Raw genomic sequence first — 20,207 nt, 5'->3', positions numbered from 1 at the left:
CAACCTTTTTCTTTCATCTAGGCGTGCTCGTGGCAATTTACCTGCAGAATTTCATGATTCTGATATACTCCGCTGCAATTCCCGTTGATAAAGAATGTAGATGAACCAAGTTAACTGGCAACTCGTAACGCCTCAATTCGACCATTTTCGCCATTCCCTTTCCGAGCTTCACAACATTGAACAGACAGACTACTTAGAGCTGCAACCCAGAGCCGCTTCAGCACTTGAATCCTTTACGATGTCTTCTGTAATGCACCGCTTCCTACTCATCAACTGCGGAGACAACTCTGTATTCAGAGGTCTTATCAAAGAAGCACTACTGGAAACGGTAACTAATCATAACGTGCTGTCGACCGAATCTTTAGCGGCAGATCAATTATTTGACACTTACCGACTCGATAAAAACGGACAAATAGAGATGCTACCGGGCCAACTCTCACAAGTAGCAAACGGTATTCTGATTGTCTCTGCCAATATGATTCTAGCAAATCCGCTGCTTTGGCCAAAAATTAAAGCAGCGATGCTTGGTGAGCCAGTGTTACCGAAACCGTTAAAAGCAGAATGGGCTTCCCAACAAGTTGAACCTGTTGTTTATCAAAGCAAAATGGTGATCACTGGCGACAGAAATCAACTAGCAGAACTGGACTATCTTGATGAAGACCTGCTTTCTGTTCTTTCAATGTACACTGAGTTAGAGGAAGATTTTCATCTTGATGATGACAACCTTACTCCTTACATCGGCTATTTAAAGTGGTTATGCAATAGATATGAGTTACCCTCTTTTGATCAGGATGCACTTTTGCGTTTGCTTACAGCCGGTGTGAGAGAGACGGAAGATCAACATTACCTACCCCTGTCTCCACTTTGGCTACGCAACATACTTTCTCTTGCGGCCATTGAATCGGATAACTACCTCATAACTGGGGAAAATATGGATCGAGCGATTGAAGAGAAGCAGTTTAGAGAGTCCTATCTTCCTCATCGTGCTATTGATGATATTCTTGATGGACAGGTAATTATTGAAACCACGGGCGAACAGATCGGGCAGATTAATGGATTAACCGTGATTGATGTTACAGGGCACCCAGTTTCTTACGGCGAGCCAGCACGAATTTCATGCGTTATACATTTTGGCGATGGTGATGTTTCGGATGTCGAACGTAAAGCAGAACTTGGAGGCAATCTACACGCGAAAGGCATGATGATCATGCAGGCGTTTTTAAGTAGTGCACTGCGACTTGATGAACCATTACCCTACTCCGCTTCGATTGTATTTGAGCAGTCTTATAGTGAAGTTGATGGTGACAGTGCCTCTCTCGCTGAACTCTGTTGTTTAGTAAGCGCACTGTCCGAACAGCCAATTGACCAGCAAATCGCAGTCACAGGAGCGGTAGACCAGTTTGGTCGCGTTCAAGCTGTTGGTGGATTGAATGAAAAAATTGAAGGCTTCTACCAAGTATGTAAACATCAAGGGTTTACAGGTGAACAAGGCGTTATTCTTCCAGAAACGAACTTAAAACATCTTGCGCTACATAAAGAGGTCGTCGAGAGCATTAAAGCGGAAGAATTTCATATTTGGGCGGTATCTTCTATTGATGAAGTGATTCCGCTGATTATGGGAAAACCATTTAGAGGCGAAGAAGACAGTGTGTTAAGTATGATAGCTGAGCGCATTGAGAATTTCGCTAAACATGACCATGCTCAAGGCCTTGTTGAACGTATTAAAAACTGGTTTGTCTAGTACTCATCGGAGTTGTTTAGCGTACACGCGTTCACTAAGATGCTTTGGTCAAAAATTGGAGTATACAGACAATGCAAAACAAACGTGAATCATATACCCGAGAAGATCTGTTGGCATCTAGCCAAGGAGAACTTTTTGGTCCTGGTTATCCGCAGCTCCCTGCACCAAATATGCTTATGATGGATCGCGTGACCAAAATGTCAGAGACAGAGGGCGATTTTGGCAAAGGTTTGATCTTAGCTGAGTTGGACATCAAACCGGATTTATGGTTCTTTGATTGCCACTTTCCTGGTGACCCTGTAATGCCAGGTTGCTTAGGCTTAGATGCAATGTGGCAACTTGTTGGTTTCTTTCTTGGTTGGGTTGGAGGCCAAGGTAAAGGCCGTGCATTGGGTGTCGGTGAAGTTAAGTTTACCGGACAAATCTTACCAACAGCAAAAAAAGTCACTTACGAAATTCATATGAAGCGTGTCGTAAACCGCAAATTAGTGATGGGTTTAGCGGATGGTCGTGTTCTTGTTGATGGCAAAGAAATTTATGTCGCAAAAGATTTGAAAGTCGGCTTGTTCCAAGATACGTCTGCATTTTAGTTTCATTGATTTTATAGCGGCCCTATATGAGCCGCTTATTTTACCATCAGAAAATTTAGTTATAGTGCGTCATGATTAAAATTAGGAAAAGAAAAGGCTCACTAACAAGTGAGCCTTTCTTGTAAATCCTTCTAGTTGTATGTGGACATCATTTATAGAGACCAGAGTGCTTGTCATTTCTGGCGTCACGCCAACCACCTAACCAATACGAGCGAGCATCCATCTGCTGATAAGGACACTCCTCCTGAGACCTACCGTTTAAGCCAGCCTTGTAGCCTTGGGATTGTGCTCGATCTAGGCGATCACGCTTTTGTCTCTTCATAATTTTTTACCTCATACGGTCCATTATAACTAACGTACTACTATGAAAGTTTGATGGAGTTTTTGTGACTCCACAATTAAGAATCGATCACTTACGAACATTTCTCAAGGTATAAAAAAGGCACAGAGTCAAAAATGTGAACCTGTGCCTAGTTTAAAAATTAGCCTATTTTCTGCGGAAACCTAAAAACGCTAACAGTGTCAAAGAAAACCAACCAAGTCCAGCACCTTTACGCTCAGCGGCTGCTTTATCAACAGGTCTCACTTCGATGTCTGCTGATGCCGCACCTGCAATTGGAACTAATTTGACAGCTACAATCGTTTCAGTTTTGCTGCCACCACCACAGTAGGCATTATGTGATGTAGAATCATAACCACCATCACACTTAATCGCAGTAGCAGAAATCACGCCCGCATCATTAATATCTGATGCATCTACGACTCTGTATTGGTTATTGCTCGTCGGCGCATTACTGCCATTGGTGAGATCATCCAAAAACCATGCTTTGCCGTTAAAGATATCACGTCGCTCTTGATTCGCTCCAAAGCCATCATATGGAAAGATAAAACCGCGCTTTCTCCGCTCTTTACCATCAATTTCACGGGTGTCTTCAGCATCGACTTGACCAACAATCTCGTTGTAATTATTGATCCCGCCCATTTTGCCACCAGCACCCGAGAAGAATAGATTATCTAACGAAGTTAAAAAGGTCGCCGAAATAGAGTCTGCTGTGACATCTTCGATTAAAAACAATCGATTAGCCGCCGCTCCTTCTGAGGGTTTTGAACCAGAACGCTTGGCTTCACCGACAGCGACAAATTTGTCATTGACGTTGGTCACAACAGAGTTGCTATGAATAATGTCGCTACCAATTTTCATCTGAGCGCCACTCACCACTTTCGTTGTCCAAGTCGTTTTATCAAAAGCGCTATCATCGATAGTTCCGACAAAGACACTGGCATTGAGATAGTTGTCATCAGAAAAGGTGTTGTAACCCACCCCGTAGATGGTTTTACCGTCACTTGAAAGAGCAAAATCTCTCATACTACCTTGTGCGAGACGATTTCCATCTCTATCCCCACCTTGAGGCCAAACAATTTGGCTAACGTTGCCATTTTGATCCCAAATCGCTGCTTTGGAAGTGTGGTGAGGACCATAGTCATTCGTTGCAGATGTGGCAACGCTGCCAGAAGTGTAAGAGTCGTCTGTTTTCCAAGCTCGAGATTGATAGAAATCCCCATTTGGCATAACAGGAGCAACGACAGTATTGCGAGTTTCTAAAGCCGTTTGATCAGCTTTTACCACACTCTGATTGCCTACTGGCAAACCAGCTTCAGTCAAGCTATTGATAATGTTATTGTATTTATTAGTGTAAGCATTGGGAGCCCCTTCAACAAAGGCCAGCGCGTTCGATGTATACTCTTTACTCAGCTCTTTTGACCATGGAGCCCAGTGAACGGAAGCCCAAGTATCGCAAGTTGAGTAACGCAATTCGCGAAAACAATAGGTTCTGAAATCATCGTAATCTTGGATGTAACTGAAGGCAGGATCCATGGCAAATGGCACTTCTTCACGATAGCTAACCCCATCGACAGATATTCTCGTCTCCAAAGCCAGTTTAAATTGCTCATCACCACAAGCGGCAGCATTGTCAAAGCAGCCTTTATCAAACGGTAGCGTTTTTCCGCTATCCTGATAGACGTTTCCAGCTTGAATGGCAACACCATAGGCTTCGTTGTACGAAGAAGTGCTGCCATTTTGGGCTGGGTCAACTTCCACAACTTTGTATAGCGCGGCGTTTGCCTGCATTGCACTACCCACCAGCAGTGCTACGGTCGTCATTTTGAATTTCATACTGCAATTCATTGGTTTTTAACTATCCTGTTGCATTGCTTCGAGCTCTTCCCATCTCTCGAAAGCGATTTCTAATTCCTGCTCCAAAGCGGTTAACTTATCGAGTACTGGTTGCGTTTTCTCTACAGGCTGCGAGAAGAAATCGGCAGAGTTGACCTGCTCTTGCAAAACTTCAATGTCGGTCTCTAGCTGTTCCAATCGCGCAGGTAGCGCTTCCAACTCTCTCTGGAGCTTATACGATAACTTCTTCGAGGTGTTCTTTACTGGCGCTGTTTTGGGAGTATCCTCAACCACTTTCGCTTTAGGAGATTGTTTTGTCTCAATTTCCCTTGCCAAGATCGCCTGAGAACGTTGTTGCTGCGCGTCGTGATAACCGCCGACAAACTCTTCAATCCGTCCTTCACCTTCAAAGATCCAACTTGTGGTTACGGTGTTGTCGACAAATTGTCGATCGTGACTAACCAAAAGCAGTGTACCCTGATAATTGGCAAGTAATTCTTCCAAAAGTTCCAACGTTTCAATATCTAAATCATTGGTCGGTTCGTCAAGAATCAATAAGTTGTTAGGTTTAAGAAAAATACGCGCGAGCAAGAGCCGGTTTTTCTCGCCACCAGAGAGCGCTTTGACTGGGGTTCTGGCACGCTTGGGCGAAAAGAGAAAATCTTGCAAATAACTCAATGCATGTCTATCACGCCCACCAACCGTCACTTCCTGTTTACCATCGGCCAGATTGTCGATCACGGTTTTTTCTGGATCTAAAATCTCACGGTACTGGTCAAAGTAAGCAACTTCAAGTTTAGTACCACAATGAAGCTGCCCGGCATCTGGCGACAATTGGCCAAGCAACAATTTCAGCACTGTACTTTTGCCGCACCCATTTGGACCAATCAATGCGATGCGATCACCACGCATGATATTGAAGCTAAAATCATCAACGATTGTCTTACCATCAAAGGCAAAATGGATATTTTTCGCCTCAAAGACGATCTTGCCCGAACGCGATGCATCATCAATCTGGATCTTCGCTTTACCTTGCACTTCCACGCGATTTTGGCGCTCTTCACGCAGTTTTTTTAATGCGCGAACACGTCCTTCGTTACGGGTTCTGCGTGCCTTAATGCCTTGACGAATCCAAACTTCTTCTTGGGCGAGTTTCTTGTCGAATTCTGCATTCTGCATCTCTTCAACCCGAAGCATCTCTTCTTTTTCTACCAAGTAGTTATCGTAGTCACCCGGGAAAGAGGCGAGCTTACCACGGTCAAGATCGACGATACGTGTCGCCATCGCCTTGATAAAGGCACGGTCGTGAGAGATAAAGATGATAGAACCACGGAAATCTTTTAAAAACGTTTCTAACCATTCGATCGTCGTGACATCTAAATGGTTAGTCGGTTCATCCAGCAGCAAGACATCTGGATCGCAAACCAATGCTTTGGCCAGAGCCGCTTTACGCTGCCAACCACCGGACAAATCGGTCAGCTTAGTCTCTGCGTTAAGCTGAAGGGCCGCCAAAACGTGGCTCACTCGATCATCAAAACGCCACGCATTAGCGTGATCCAGTTGTTCTTGCACTCTGGCAAGCTGGTTTATATTTTTCTCACTTGGGTCAACCGCAACAAGATCCAGAAGATCATGGTAGATCTTTAACTGCTGGCCGATTTCTGCCAACCCACCAGCAACATAATCATAAACTGTTCCCGATTCATTTCTTGGCGGATCTTGCTCTAGACGCGATACCACTACATCTTGCGTGATCTGAAATTTGCCATCGTCCATTTGGATTTCACCAGCAAGCACCTTCATTAAGGTCGATTTACCTGCTCCATTACGGCCAACTAAACAGACTCTTTCATTTTCTTGTAAGGCAAAATCCGCTTTATCGAGCAGAGGATGGTCACCAAATGCCAGTTGACCATTATGAATGGTAAGTAATGCCATTATCTTCCAACCATTGAGTTAATTCTTTGAGATCAAAAGGCCAATTGATTTCGGCCCCTTGGTAATGCAATACAGGAATGGTGACACCGTAACGAGAAAACAACCCATCATCGAAAGCAATGTCGATAATCTCGAGTTTATCCCCTATTCCTGCTTGATTTGCGAGCTCAAGGGCCATCTCACAGAGATGGCAGCCTTGTGTGCTGTAGAGTATCACCAATGCATTCACCATTAGTTCTGATGCGTAACCAACCAGCAGTTATGGATCTGTTTGTTGCGTTCAAAATCGAGTGGTAACGTCTGTGAAGAAATATTTTGAGCGTTCAAACCTAGCTCTAGAAGCGATTCCAAGTCCATTTTGAAGTGGCGCTTATTATTGGAGAAGACAATCGTTCCTCCCGGTCTGAGCAGACGCTTTAGGTTTTTCATCAGTTTGATGTGATCACGTTGTACATCGAAAGAAGCTTCCATCCGTTTCGAATTGGAGAATGTCGGTGGGTCAATGAAAATAAGATCATACTGCCCCTGCGCGTTCTCTAGCCACTGCAGACAGTCAGCTTGCTCAAACTTATGTTGATTGCCTACACAACCATTTAACGCCATGTTGTCTTTTGCCCATTGCAGATAGGTTTTGGACATATCGACGGTCGTCGTAGAACGAGCACCGCCTTTAGCCGCGTGCACCGTCGCGCTACCTGTATAAGCAAACAGATTCAAGAAATCCTTGCCTTGTGCCATTTCACCAAGACGACGACGAGTGATCTTGTGATCAAGAAACAAGCCCGTATCGAGGTAATCGTAAAGATTAACAATGAGTTTAACGCCATATTCGTTGACTTCCATCGTCTGTGCGACTTGAGCCATTTTCTGGTATTGATTGCGTCCTTTTTGCTTTTCACGCACCTTAAGCACGACTTTGTTCGCTTCAATGCCCGTCACCTGTATGGTGGCACGAATAATATCCGTTAGGCGACGTTTCGCTTTTTCCTCTGGAACGTCTTTAGGGGCCGCATACTCTTGAATCACAATATGATCGAGATAAATATCAATCGCCACATTGTATTCAGGAAGATCAGCGTCATAGATGCGATAGCAATCCAGTTGTTCTTTCTTTGCCCACTTGCCCACTTTGCCGATATTTTTCTTCAGTCGGTTGGCAAAATCAGGGGCAATGGAAAGAGGTGTATCAGCCCCTTCAATCTGTTCGGCGCTTCTTTGCGCTATGGTGTAGTTCTTTTGGTGACAAGGTAACGCACCGTTGTTCAATTTAAACTGCTTATCAGCACGCATACGCAGACAGCTTAATAGCTCATCTGAACTCGAGAAGATGGAGGCAGTACAACCTCCAAACTCAGACTTAAGCTGTCCACCAAACGCGGTGTAAAGTGCAATTAAGCCTGGTTCTGTACCCAAACGCTCACCGTATGGGGGGTTAGATACAATAACGCCATGGTCGAAACCTTGCGGACGTGACAGCGTTGCCGCATCACCCAATTTAAATTCAATCAGCTCAGCCACACCTGCACGTCGCGCGTTTTCACGTGCAATGCCAAGGACTTTTTCATCGTTATCAAAGCCATAAAACTTTGCGTCAACTTTTTTGACACCACGTCGAGCGGTGACACTCGCTTCTGATTTTATCTGTGCCCACACTTCAGGTTCAAAATCTTCTAAGCACTCAAACACCCACTTCTCACGCTTCACACCTGGAGCCATGTTCGCAGCCATCATTGCCGCTTCTATCAGGAGAGTCCCTGAACCACACATTGGGTCGAGGAGTGGTTGAGTTGGGTTCCAGCCAGAGCGAAGGATGATTGCGGCAGCCAGCGTTTCACGCAGTGGCGCTTTTCCCGAAGCCGGACGGTAGCCGCGTTGATGTAATCCGCTACCGACCATGTCAATGCCCAAAATTGCTTTGTCTTTGTGTAGCCTCACGTGCAAACGCACGTCTGGTCTTTCTTTGCTAATGTTCGGGCGAGGCAATCCTTTCTTTTCAAAACAGTCCACCACACCGTCTTTCACTTTCATCGCACCGTACTGGCTATTTCTTATTTCACGGTTGGTTCCGTTGAAATCGACAATGAACTTTTTCGTGCTATGGAACTGATTTACCCAGTTAATCGCGACGGTTGCCAGATAAAGATCCATATCATCCTGACAGGTAAACTCAGAAAGGATTCTTACGAAACGAGAAGCAAGACGGCTCCACAAACAGCAACGATAAATCTGCTCATTTGAAGCAGAAAATTTCACCCCTGCCTGTACGGGTTTGGCGTCTGTGATCCCTAGATTCGTCAGTTCTTCAGCAAGAAGGTTTTCTAACCCATTTGAGGTAACAGCAAGATATTGGTTCATAGCGTTCTTTAGCAATTAAAAATGGTGCTGATTATACCTGATATTCTTTTCAATGCCTCGTATTTCAAAGGTTTTCTCCTCCACTAACTCAGGTGACAAACAACTGCTCAACTTCTAAGCGGTCATTCCCTTTCAAATGTTATGGCTCAGGTCACTGTCAACTCCATCTCTTATCCAGATTAATTGGCCCACAAGCAAAGTGAATACTTATTTACATTAAATTTGGTATACACCAGACCAAAATCTGACGTGTAACTTACTTACCGATCGGGCAAAACAGGGAACAATTGGCGGTTATTTGTCCGCCATCGTCCTAATTCGGGAGGTTAAATGGGAAGAAAAAATTGGCTCAAAATCACACAGTCGAACCTAGAAAAAGTAGAGATATGTTTTGTAGACGTAATTGAGGGGCAAAAAAAATCGACCTCATGGGTCGATAAGTGCAAACAATAGGAACGAAAATAAAGGAAAGTTTTACCCAACAAGGGCCATAGGAAGACATAAATCGGCTTGATTAGGAACGCTCATTCGATCGTGCATCACTTTAATCGCTTCACCGTAAGCCAATGACTTTTCAGCCGTTAATAAGAAGCCCGTCAGCTGCACTGGGCACACCAAACTTGCATTGTCCCCTGCTTCTAAAACAATAAACAGCCCTCGATTGAAGCTATTGGACAATAGCACCAGTTCCCCTTCTACCGGTTGATGCTCTGCTGTACTTGCATCAAAGAACCAGCTCTTAGGTTGAACAGGCTTGTGAAACCGCTTTGCCGCCACGCAATACAGTGTGAGCTCATCCTTACGATATTCATTAAGCTCTAGATAAGCGAGCCCTTCTTTGAAGGTTTGAAATGCACTGGCGTCGTCTACCGTGAACTCATTTTGCGAAAATGCACAATCTACAAGATGTTTCTTGGTCAGGTTTGTTTGGAAGACGTAGGTATCCCCCAAATCAAGCATCAAACAAGCCGAGCACTTGTCGAAATACCATTTCCATTTATCACTTGGTTTAAGCATTATTCCATTCTCACGTTAGCTCAGAATTAAGGAGGTAAACGCTTAATTACCTTCCAGTACTTTTGATTCTACAAACCAACGGATAAAAAAAAAGAGGAAACACGTTCCTCTTTCTTTCGTAATAAGACTTGATTTCTCAGTAGCTTATCGCTTGTAACTTACAGATTTTTAACAATATCGCGTACCAGACCTGGCCCATGGTAAATAAAGCCAGAATAAACCTGAACTAGATTCGCCCCCGCCATCATTTTCTCTTTCGCGGCGACAAATGAATCAATACCGCCAACACCGATGATAGGAATGTCACCCTGTAACTCCTGATGAAGTAGACGGACAACTTCGGTACTGCGCGATTGCAGAGGACGGCCACTTAACCCTCCCGCCTCATTGGCGTACTTCATTCCTTCCACAATACTGCGATCAAGAGTGGTGTTGGTCGCGATCACACCATCGATCTTATTTTTGATCAACGATTGGCAAATCTGCTTAATTTCTTCATCCGTAAGATCCGGCGCGATCTTCAGTGTCAACGGGACATATTTGCTGTACTTTTCTGCTAGCTCTTGTTGTCTGCGTTTCAACGCGGACAAGAGTTCATCTAATGCTTCACCATATTGTAGGGAGCGCAATCCTGGTGTATTGGGTGATGAAATATTCACCGCGATATAGCCAGCGTATTCGTACACTTTATCCATACAGATGAGGTAATCCTCTACCCCTTTCTCAATCGGCGTATCTTTATTTTTGCCAATATTGATCCCAAGAATACAGCTGTACTTGGCTTTTTTAACATTCTCAATCAGGTAATCAACACCTTCATTATTGAAGCCCATACGATTGATAATGCCCTCGGCATTGACTAGGCGGAACAAGCGTGGTTTGTCATTGCCAGATTGAGGTCGTGGCGTGACGGTACCGACTTCGACAAACCCAAACCCCATCGCGTCAAACGCTTCAATGCATTCTCCATTTTTATCAAGCCCCGCGGCCAAGCCGACAGGATTACGGAAGGTTAATCCCATACACTCAACAGGACGATGTGGAAGTTGTTGACGATAGAATAGATCGAGAGGTGTTCCAGTGAAACGTTTGAAATTTTGAATGGCAAGGTCATGCGCCTTTTCGGCATCCAATTGAAAAAAGCCAGCTCTGGCTAGACGGTAAAGCATTGTGCCTCCGAAAGAAAAAAGCCCCGTGTAAACGGGGTGGTATTATTTACTTAAAATTGGCGCAATTCAAACAAAATACGGCGATTATTGATAAATGCAACCATCTTTTATTTAATATCTTTAATTATCAGTCCCTTATAGTTAAGAACAATGTAGGTGCATATTGAAAGATAACAAAGCAATCGTTTGAGTGGATACGAAAAGAGACACCGTAACGTGTAAATGGTCACTTTATAATCTCAGAGTAATAAAAAAGCCCCTTTCGGGGCTTTAAAGTTATCTAACGGGTAAAAACCTAATCATTTGCACTGCAATTGAGGTTAAGTAATACCAATTCACGCAGAGCCACTGAGAATTTAGCAAATTCGTGAACACTACCCACCTTGAACTCATTTAAAATGCTTTCCCAGCGATGTAGTGACGTTTCGTTGCGCTCCATCCATTCATCGAGTGCTTCGATCACATCAAACTCTCCATCAGCACTACGACAGTTAAGCACTTGCGCAGTTAATAAACGTTGCTGCCAATCTAAATCTTCACGGAACGCCGCTCGCGCCAATGCTTGCCAGTTGTTATCAACGGCCTGACTGTTGATCTGTTTGAGGAACCAATGCAGTGAAAGGCGATCACCCAGATTAAAATACAACTTCGATGCTTGCTCGACGGTTTTGCCCTTCTCTCTGGCGACCGCAGAAATATCCAAAGCCGACTGCAAACTAGAAAGACGTGACACTCTGTTGGCCAAACTCGCGTCTACCCCACGCTCAATCCAAGAACGCGCCAGCTCTTCATGCTCTTCCACTTCGGCTGAGACCAACATCTCATCTAAGCTGCGAGTGATCACATCCACATCAGCGCGGTAACGTTCAATCAACTCACTGACGTTGTTCTTACCACTGCGGTTACGCAGTAACCAGCGAGCAACACGACGTAGCATGCGACGCACGTTAAACATAATTTCGTACTGTGCGTCCGCGGAAGCGACGTTATCGAGATCGCGGGTTTTCTCTAAAATGTCACCGAGATCGTAGATTTCTCTTGCTGCGCTGTATGCATTAGCAATGTCAACAACGGTGGCTCCTGTCTCTTCCTGCAATCGCGTAACGAAATTACATCCCATTTCGTTAACCATTTGGTTTGCAAGAGCCGTTGCAATGATCTCTGCACGAAGCGGATGAGACGACATCTGCTGCGTATACTTATTACGTAGCTCACTTGGGAAATACGCGACAAGCTGCTTGGCATGGAACTCGTCGTTGGCGATATCGTCGTTAGCCAATTGCTCTTTCAGCACCATTTTGCCGTAAGCAACCAATACAGCTAACTCTGGGCGAGTCAGGCCACGTCCTGTTTTTTCTCGTTCCAGTAGTGTCTCGTCATCTGGAATACTTTCTAGCGCACGATCAAGATAGCCCGCTTTTTCCATGGTGTGAATAAAGCGAATTTGCTCTTTGACAACACTGACACCTTGTTGCTCGGTGACAGAAATTGACTCGGATTGACGGTAAGCATCATCAAGAACGATCTCGCCAACTTCCTCTTCCATGGATTCCAATATGGCGTTGCGCTGTTTGATCGTCATATCGCCATTGGAAACCAAGCCATTGAGGAAGATCTTGATGTTCACTTCGTTATCAGAACAATCTACACCACCTACGTTGTCGACAAAGTCAGTGTTAACCCGGCCGCCGTTCAACGCATACTCAATACGACCTTTCTGCGTCATGCCCAAGTTGCCGCCTTCACCGACAATACGGGCTTGTAGATCACGTCCATCAATACGCAGCACATCGTTGGCACGGTCACCAACGTCTGTATGCGTTTCTGTCGATGCCTTGACATAGGTACCGATGCCACCGTTCCATAGTAGATCAACTTCCATTTTCAGGATCATCTTGATCAACTCGTTTGGTGCCAGAGACGCCTTCTTAGTAGACAGCATCTTCTGAATTTCAGGCGTCAGTGTAATCGACTTAGCACGGCGAGAGAAAATACCGCCACCTTTAGAAATCAGCTCAGCGTTATAATCTTCCCAGCTTGAGCGAGGCAGGTTGAATAGACGGTTACGCTCTTCCCAACTGGTTGCGGAGTCTGGATTTGGATCAATGAAAATGTGCAGGTGGTTAAACGCGGCCAGCAAGCGGATATGCTTGGAGAGCAGCATACCATTACCAAATACGTCACCCGCCATATCGCCAATTCCGACTGCGGTAAAGTCTGTCGACTGACAGTCAATGCCCATTTCACGGAAGTGACGTTTCACCGACTCCCAACCACCTTTTGCGGTGATGCCCATCGCCTTGTGGTCGTAGCCGTTTGAGCCACCGGAAGCAAACGCATCACCCAGCCAGAAGTTGTACTCTGCCGATACTGAGTTCGCCAAATCAGAGAATGTCGCCGTCCCTTTATCCGCCGCGACAACCAAATAAGGGTCGTCTTCATCATGTCGCACTACATTTTTCGGTGGAACCACTTCCCCTTCGATAATGTTATCTGAGACATCCAAGAGCGCGCGGATAAACTGTTTGTAGCAACGTTGACCTTCGGCAAAGATTTCATCACGAGTGGTCATGCTAGGCTGACGTTTACAAACAAAACCACCTTTCGCCCCCACGGGCACAATCACGGTATTCTTAACTTGCTGAGCTTTAACCAGACCCAAGATTTCAGTACGGAAATCTTCTTGACGGTCTGACCAACGCAAACCACCACGAGCAACTTTGCCACCACGCAAGTGGACGCCTTCGATATCCGGTGCGTAAACAAAAATTTCAAACGCCGGGACAGGTTGTGGGATCTCAGGGATCTCGCTTGGTTTCATTTTCAGAGACAACCACGGTTTCGGCTGTTTCTTGTCATCCACTTGGTAATAGTTGGTGCGAAGCGTGGCTAGGATCATTTCCATGTAGCGACGAATGATGCGATCATCATCCAAGCTCTCAACATGATCCAATTGTTCCGTCATCGCTTTGATGAGATCTTGCTGCCCTTTCTCCGAGCCTTTGTATTTCGGATCAAAACGCTTAACAAACAGCTCCACCAGAGCTTTAGCCAAATCTGGGTAATGGCTTAAGGTATCTTCGATATATTGTTGACTAAATGGGAAGCCCACTTGACGCATATAGCGGGCGTAAGCACGAAGGATGGAAATTTCACGACCTGTAAGGGACGCACCAAGCACCAAGCGGTTGAAGCCATCGCTCTCCAGCTCACCCGCCCAAATCGCGGCGAATGCTTGTTGGAAACGATCGCGTGCTTCACGCAGATCCATCACTTTGTCGCTCTTATGCAACATGGAGAAATCAAGGATCCAGAATGTCTGACCGTTAGTTTTGTGGATCTCATACGGCGATTCGCCGATCACTCGTAGACCTAAATTTTCGAGCATTGGCATTACATCAGACAGATGGATCGGCTCGTCACGATGATACAGTTTCAGACGCACTGCTTTGGAATCCGCCGCTAACTCTTGTGGGCGATAAAACAGCATCCCTAATTTATGTTCATCACTGAGTGATTCCAAACGCTCAATATCGTCCACTGCGCTACCTGGCATCATTGCTTCTTTATAAGAACGCGGGAACGCCTTCATGTACTCTTTTGATAGTGGTAAGCCTTTGCTTTCGCCAAAGTTAGCAATGATGGAGTCTTTAAGGCGATCATCCCAAGATGAGGATACTTCCATTAGGTTTTGCTCGATATTCTTTACGTCTACGTCGATGTTGTTGTTGTCTACCCGAACAATGTAGTGGGTACGCGCCAGAGGGCTTTCGGAGAAGAATGTAGTGAACTCCACTTCTTGCTCGCCACCAAAATATTGCTTCAGGATACGCTGGGTCTGACGACGAAGTTCGGTGTTATAACGATCTTTGGTCACGTAAACCATAGCGCTAAAGAAACGACCAAACGGGTCTTTACGCACGAAAAGACGCAGAAGATCTCGATCGTGCATTTGCACCACGCCCATGCCGACTTCAAGAAGCTCTTCTTCGCTTGCTTGGATTAGCTCATCACGTGGGTAGTTTTCAAGAATGTTGTGCAGTGCTTTGTAGGAATACGAACCGTGACGGTAGCCGCTCGCTTCAAGAATGCGCCCCACTTTCTCACGAATCAGTGGGATAGAAGAAACGGCTTGGTTGTAAACAGCGGAAGTGTAAAGCCCTGTAAAACGATGTTCACCGATAACTTTGCCGTTTTTATCAAATTTCTTAATGCCGATATAGTCGTTGTATGCGGGTCTGTGAATTCTTGAAGGCTTGTTGCCTTTGGTGATAATCAGCGCGTAAGGTTTTTTCGCTTCTAGACGAGCAGAATCGGAAAGCTCAGACAGCTTCACACCGCGAACTCGTTTTTCGTCTGCAAATAGGCCAAGGCCTTTTTCTGCCGTTGGAAGTAACTCGCTGTCGCCATCGACATTGCTCAGGTCATATTCCTTATAACCCATGAACGTGAAGTTGTGGTCCCCTAACCAACGAAGAAAGGCAATGCTTTCATCGAAGCGTTCATCGTTCACGGCAATAACCGATTTCTGTTTTTCCAGTTGTGTCGTCACTTCTTTGAGACGCTCAACCATTGGTTGCCAAGCGTTCACCACCAAGCGAGTGTCAGAAAGCACATCGAGCAGTTCCTGCTTTAGTGTCTGCATCTCTTCTTTTTTGCTCAGACGATCCACTTCGATATGGAACAGTGACTGAAGCACGCCGCCTTTACCGTTGACCTCAGTCACCGCGCCTTTACTATCACGTGTGATTTGCGTTGGGTTGTTGAGCATCAAGTGACAAGAGAGATCCAAACGACTCAAGGTCATTTTGATGGAATCGACCAAAAATGGGCTGTCCGGAATAACGACTTCAACAATAGTGTGGGTAGATTGCCAACCTTGGCGACTCACTGTTGGGTTAAACACCCTGACAGAGATCTCTTCCGGTTTTTTCTCATTGATATGATGCCAGAGGCTAACAACAGCGCCATAAAGATCCGATTCGTTACGCTCAATCAAATCGTCGTTGGACATATTACTAAATAAGTGTTGAGCTAATTTAGTGACTAAAGGCTGGTGAGATAGCTCGAGTTTGTCCTGAATCAGTTGATACACTTTTTCAAGCAGAACCGGCACTACATTTTCACGCGCGGTCATATTCACACTCCACATTAGAATAGTTTTTTGTAGGGGACACTTAGCATTAAATCGGCTTAAAAGACCTAATAACTAAGCATAGGTAATGCATGTGCTTATTGTAAAAGCATTATTGAATTTTAGTTAATAGAATTAACGAACTTGGCAGGTGAAATGTTTGAGAATGTGATTGAGATTCCTGTTTAACTCGCTGTTAAACGGAGGAGTTACAGAGTTTCTAACTTTATAAACTTATTATTTTGGTCAGTTGTTAGTCTGAACCGACCTCTAAGCCCCAATTGGCTAAGAAACGGCCTAAAACGCGTTGCCGGGAGTTGTATCCTAAGCCCATTGTCTGTGACAACTTGCACCGAGCTCGCCGCACCCGAATAGTGTGCGAGGAAGGTCTGATAGCTGATATTTAAGCTGAAGTAATATTGATTCATCGTTTGCAAACAAGCAGCTGACACGAGGCCAGCTGCATATGATTTAACCTTTAGCTTTCTAGCGCTTTGCTCACTTTTTCGAACAGATCTTTCGCCAGATTATCCATCGCTTTGAGTGATTCTAACTCAGCACGCATCAGTGCTTTACGCTCATCATCGTACTTGGCCAGTTTAAGCAATGGGTCAATAAGTCGAGACGCAACCTGCGGATTGGTGCTGTTGAGCTCGCGTAGAATTTCTCCCGCGAAACGGTAGCCGCTACCCGATTTATCATGGAAATGAACAGGGTTGAGATTCAAGAAAGAGCCCACCAAACTGCGAGTACGGTTGGGGTTTTTCAGGCTAAATGCTTCATGCTGCATTGTCTGCTTAACCACCTCCAGGGCATTTGCAGCAGGGTTGCAACCTTGAATCATGAACCACTTATCCATAACCAGGCCATCGTGTTTCCACTTGTCACTGTAGTCTTGCATCAAAGCTTCACGACAAGGCAGTTGAGCGTTGTTAGCTGCGGTCATTGCTGCAATGGTGTCGGTCATATTGTTTGCTTGGTAATAATGCTTTTCAACCAGCTCATTACCACCAGCGATTCGCGCTAGATAGCCAAGGCAGATGTTGCGTAGCGCGCGTTTTCCAATCGCAGCATGATCGATACTGTACTGCGCTTGTTTCAAGCTGTGATACACCGCACTAAGCTCTTCTTGCAGTTGATCAGCAAAAATCGCTCGCATACCTTCCAAGGTTTTTGCAATCGCGTCAACATCAACGAGCTTATACCAACCAGAAACTTCGTTATGCTGCGGCAACGATAACACTTCAGCGATAAACGCAGGTTCAAGATCGGCACTGAGCAGTACGCCGCGAAATGCATCCACCACTTCTGTCGCCACTTCGACGTCATCACCTTGCTGCACACGCTGCACGTTGGCGCGAATGTATTTCGCCAACAACATTTGGCTTGCATCCCAACGAGCGAACTCGTTACGCGCATGCGTCATCAGGAACATCAGTTCTTCGTCAGAGTAGTTGTACTCCAGTTTCACTGGTGCAGAAAACTCTCTCAGCAGCGAAGGCACTGGGCATTCGGAGACATTTTCAAACACAAAGGTTTGTTTCTCCGCTTTAACATCGAGCACATTAGAGACGGATTTGCCTTCTACGATAAGCGGGATGACACTACCATCAGCCGCATACAGCTCAATATCGAATGGAATATGAAGAGCGTGCTTTTCTGCTTGGTCTTGCGTTGGCTCAGTGAATTGCTCAACCGTCAGCGCATAAGTCTGCGCTCCGGCATCATATTGGCTGCTCACCCGCACGGTCGGTGTACCAGACTGGCTATACCAAAGACGGAACTGAGTCAGATCAACACCCGTTGCATCTTCCATCGCTGAAACAAAGTCTTCACACGTCGCAGCCGTGCCATCGTGACGCTCAAAGTAAAGTTTCATCCCTTTTTGGAAGCCTTCTTCCCCAAGCAAGGTATGATACATACGAATCACTTCACTGCCCTTTTCGTATACGGTCAGGGTGTAGAAGTTATTCATTTCAATCACTTTATCCGGACGGATCGGATGTGACATTGGGCTGGCATCTTCAGCAAACTGCGGGCCGCGGATCACGCGCACATTCTGGATGCGATTAACCGCTCTTGAACCAAGATCAGACGAGAACTCTTGATCACGGAAAACCGTCAAACCTTCTTTCAAACTCAACTGGAACCAATCACGGCAAGTGACACGGTTACCCGTCCAGTTGTGGAAATACTCATGACCAATGACCGCTTCAATACCAAGATAGTCGCTATCTGTCGCAGTCTGAGAGTTAGCCAGAACAAACTTCGAGTTAAAGATGTTGAGACCTTTGTTCTCCATCGCCCCCATGTTGAAGAAATCCACTGCGACTATCATGTAGATATCGAGATCGTACTCTAGGTCGAATCGCTCTTCATCCCACTTCATTGAGTTGATGAGCGAAGTCATCGCGTGTGGAGCTCGGTCTAGATTGCCTTTGTCGACAAAAATTTCCAAATCAACTTTGCGGCCTGATTTCGTGGTATAGATGTCACGCAACACATCGAAGTCACCTGCAACCAGAGCGAATAGATAAGCTGGCTTTGGATGAGGATCTTGCCATTGTACCCAGTGACGTCCACCTTCAAGCTCACCTTGAGCCACACGGTTACCGTTACTCAGCAGGTAAGGATAAGTTGCTTTGTCTGCGATAACTTTGGTGGTGTAACGAGCCAGCACATCTGGACGGTCCAGATAGTAAGTAATGCGACGGAAACCTTCGGCTTCACATTGAGTACAGAATGCGCCGCCTGATTTGTATAGACCTTCCAAGGCGGTGTTCGCCTCAGGATCAATCTCTGTCACAATAGTCAGCTCAAACTCGGTCGGAAGCTGCGATATAACCAGTGAAGCCTCTTTCACTTCATAGGCAGACCAAGCTTCACCGTTAACACTGACAGAACGAAGTTTCAGCGCTTCACCGTCCAATTCAACCACATTGCTCTCGCCCAACTGCTTCACTTGCGAAACGGCCGTTACCAGAGTGTTGTTATCATAAAGATCAAAAGTCAGATCAATATCGGTAATGGTATGCGATGGTGGCGTATAATCTTCGCGATATTTGGCCTGTGGGGTCTGAGACATATCTATAAATCCTTGTACAGTGAATCAAAATGTACCTGCTACCTTTTACGAAGTGCTCATCTTAGTCTCGATAAGCAGACGTGTTTATGCATCTGTGAGTTCAACTATCTGGCAGGTACCGAAAAATTACCCAAGTAAGATGCGGTTGACGAACGAATAAAACAAGTCTTACAACAAAAAAAGAGAGAACTTTATAAAAATCCTCTCTTATCCACACTTTGTACTGTTTACTCATGGTTCAATGCACATTCAACGAACTCGGTTCAGCACCGCTAACATCTCACCGCTTTCTTCTTCCAGAGTCAGCTTGTCACTTTCCAGTGTGTAGGTCGTGTTATGCTCACCGTTCTCATACAACAAAACTAAGTGATTGCCCTCGGTATAATAGACGCCTTGCGTGACGGACTCACTCCCTCCTTCAGAAGTAACGCGGAACATAAAGACAAAATCGGGTTGCAACACCAGATCCACTCGGTTGATTTGATTGGCAATCATCCCCTCACCGGAAAGATGAGCGCTCGACCAAATACCAGCCAGTGCATTGGGCAATCCTTTAGTAAAGGTCACCCCATTTAGATTGAGCATGTGGTGGTTGCTTTCATACTGGTACACTTGAGGTTGATCTGAATTTAGCCCGAGAATAATAGTGTCTTCGTTGGCCGCGTACATCCCTTGCCAGTGGTCGACACTGTAGTCCCGTTTCTGGATGTCGATTTGGAACTGGTAATCTGAACCTAGCGACAGTTTGATCGCTCGGAAATCTTCTCGGCCTGATTCAGGGTTGGGGTTGACTAAATACCAATCACCCAACAAAAGGGGGGTGTCAAATTGAGTGAGATCAGAAGGGGCTTCACCCACTTCATTTGCCTGTGTGACAGGAAACATGATAACTGCAAGGAAAAGTAGGAAATGTCTCATCGTTTTATCTCCAGCTCTTTTCTTACAGCTTAGGTCTGGAGATAAAATAATGCGAAAATTTTAGATCTAAATCACATTATTACG

At 45.4% G+C, this 20,207-nt stretch carries 13 protein-coding genes; 2 read left to right on the top strand and 11 right to left on the bottom strand.

Annotation, left to right across the window (positions count from 1 at the left end; genetic code table 11):
• Positions 1-100: 100 nt before the first annotated feature.
• Together EWA64_RS00855 and fabA are read left to right on the top strand one after the other, a co-directional pair.
• Positions 101-1,741, top strand: a complete 1,641-nt coding sequence (locus tag EWA64_RS00855) for a S16 family serine protease (protein ID WP_061895348.1) — start codon at positions 101-103, stop codon at positions 1,739-1,741.
• A 71-nt stretch (positions 1,742-1,812) separates the two neighbouring features.
• The gene (gene fabA / locus EWA64_RS00850; protein ID WP_039426390.1) at positions 1,813-2,331 is read left to right on the top strand and encodes a bifunctional 3-hydroxydecanoyl-ACP dehydratase/trans-2-decenoyl-ACP isomerase; all 519 of its coding nucleotides are present in this window, start codon (positions 1,813-1,815) and stop codon (positions 2,329-2,331) included.
• Positions 2,332-2,479: 148 nt separating this feature from the next.
• On the opposite strand, the gene rmf is transcribed toward fabA, so the two are convergent.
• The 11 genes from rmf to EWA64_RS00795 all read right to left on the bottom strand — a co-directional run bounded on the left by rmf (position 2,480) and on the right by EWA64_RS00795 (position 20,090).
• A complete protein-coding gene (rmf, locus tag EWA64_RS00845) occupies positions 2,480-2,653 on the bottom strand; it encodes a ribosome modulation factor (protein WP_061896343.1) in 174 nt (57 codons plus the stop codon).
• Between the two features lie 165 nt (positions 2,654-2,818).
• Positions 2,819-4,519: a DUF3466 family protein gene (locus EWA64_RS00840; RefSeq protein ID WP_061895347.1), complete on the bottom strand. Its 1,701-nt coding sequence runs from the start codon at positions 4,517-4,519 to the stop codon at positions 2,819-2,821.
• 6 nt (positions 4,520-4,525) lie between these two features.
• Positions 4,526-6,445 (bottom strand): ABC transporter ATP-binding protein, encoded by a 1,920-nt coding sequence (locus EWA64_RS00835; protein ID WP_061895346.1) that lies wholly within the window; start codon positions 6,443-6,445, stop codon positions 4,526-4,528.
• Positions 6,423-6,677, bottom strand: coding sequence for a glutaredoxin family protein (locus EWA64_RS00830; protein WP_081946530.1), 255 nt, complete (start codon positions 6,675-6,677; stop codon positions 6,423-6,425). The genes EWA64_RS00835 and EWA64_RS00830 overlap by 23 nt, the downstream gene beginning before the upstream one ends.
• Entirely contained in the window at positions 6,677-8,800 is a 2,124-nt protein-coding gene (gene rlmKL, locus EWA64_RS00825; protein ID WP_061895345.1) for a bifunctional 23S rRNA (guanine(2069)-N(7))-methyltransferase RlmK/23S rRNA (guanine(2445)-N(2))-methyltransferase RlmL, read from the bottom strand. Before rlmKL ends, EWA64_RS00830 begins: the two co-directional genes overlap by 1 nt.
• A 474-nt stretch (positions 8,801-9,274) precedes the next feature.
• Entirely contained in the window at positions 9,275-9,817 is a 543-nt protein-coding gene (locus EWA64_RS00820) for a cell division protein ZapC (RefSeq protein ID WP_061895344.1), read from the bottom strand.
• A 158-nt stretch (positions 9,818-9,975) separates the two neighbouring features.
• Positions 9,976-10,986, bottom strand: a complete 1,011-nt coding sequence (gene pyrD / locus EWA64_RS00815) for a quinone-dependent dihydroorotate dehydrogenase (RefSeq protein ID WP_061895343.1) — start codon at positions 10,984-10,986, stop codon at positions 9,976-9,978.
• 295 nt (positions 10,987-11,281) lie between these two features.
• Positions 11,282-16,123: an NAD-glutamate dehydrogenase gene (locus tag EWA64_RS00810; protein ID WP_061895342.1), complete on the bottom strand. Its 4,842-nt coding sequence runs from the start codon at positions 16,121-16,123 to the stop codon at positions 11,282-11,284.
• Positions 16,124-16,329: 206 nt separating this feature from the next.
• Positions 16,330-16,548, bottom strand: a complete 219-nt coding sequence (locus EWA64_RS00805; protein ID WP_081946422.1) for a DUF2835 domain-containing protein — start codon at positions 16,546-16,548, stop codon at positions 16,330-16,332.
• 50 nt (positions 16,549-16,598) lie between these two features.
• Positions 16,599-19,205, bottom strand: coding sequence for an aminopeptidase N (pepN, locus tag EWA64_RS00800; RefSeq protein WP_061895341.1), 2,607 nt, complete (start codon positions 19,203-19,205; stop codon positions 16,599-16,601).
• Between the two features lie 249 nt (positions 19,206-19,454).
• Entirely contained in the window at positions 19,455-20,090 is a 636-nt protein-coding gene (locus tag EWA64_RS00795; protein ID WP_082796705.1) for a hypothetical protein, read from the bottom strand.
• Between the last annotated feature and the right edge of the window lie 117 nt (positions 20,091-20,207).

Source organism: Vibrio cidicii, assembly GCF_009665415.1.
GTDB lineage: Bacteria > Pseudomonadota > Gammaproteobacteria > Enterobacterales > Vibrionaceae > Vibrio > Vibrio cidicii.
The sequence above is the reverse complement of the archived record's forward strand: the minus strand, read 5'-3'. Positions and strand labels throughout refer to the sequence as shown.

Bases quoted from the DNA above. Each gene is read 5' to 3' on its own strand.
- rmf (WP_061896343.1), bottom strand. From the start codon at position 2,653: ATGAAGAGACAAAAGCGTGATCGCCTAGATCGAGCACAATCCCAAGGC.
- EWA64_RS00855 (WP_061895348.1), top strand. From the start codon at position 101: ATGAACCAAGTTAACTGGCAACTCGTAACGCCTCAATTCGACCATTTT.
- EWA64_RS00840 (WP_061895347.1), bottom strand. From the start codon at position 4,519: ATGAATTGCAGTATGAAATTCAAAATGACGACCGTAGCACTGCTGGTG.
- EWA64_RS00835 (WP_061895346.1), bottom strand. From the start codon at position 6,445: ATGGCATTACTTACCATTCATAATGGTCAACTGGCATTTGGTGACCAT.
- pyrD (WP_061895343.1), bottom strand. From the start codon at position 10,986: ATGCTTTACCGTCTAGCCAGAGCTGGCTTTTTTCAATTGGATGCCGAA.
- EWA64_RS00795 (WP_082796705.1), bottom strand. From the start codon at position 20,090: ATGTTTCCTGTCACACAGGCAAATGAAGTGGGTGAAGCCCCTTCTGAT.
- EWA64_RS00810 (WP_061895342.1), bottom strand. From the start codon at position 16,123: ATGACCGCGCGTGAAAATGTAGTGCCGGTTCTGCTTGAAAAAGTGTAT.
- rlmKL (WP_061895345.1), bottom strand. From the start codon at position 8,800: ATGAACCAATATCTTGCTGTTACCTCAAATGGGTTAGAAAACCTTCTT.
- fabA (WP_039426390.1), top strand. From the start codon at position 1,813: ATGCAAAACAAACGTGAATCATATACCCGAGAAGATCTGTTGGCATCT.
- pepN (WP_061895341.1), bottom strand. From the start codon at position 19,205: ATGTCTCAGACCCCACAGGCCAAATATCGCGAAGATTATACGCCACCA.
- EWA64_RS00805 (WP_081946422.1), bottom strand. From the start codon at position 16,548: ATGAATCAATATTACTTCAGCTTAAATATCAGCTATCAGACCTTCCTC.
- EWA64_RS00820 (WP_061895344.1), bottom strand. From the start codon at position 9,817: ATGCTTAAACCAAGTGATAAATGGAAATGGTATTTCGACAAGTGCTCG.
- EWA64_RS00830 (WP_081946530.1), bottom strand. From the start codon at position 6,677: ATGGTGAATGCATTGGTGATACTCTACAGCACACAAGGCTGCCATCTC.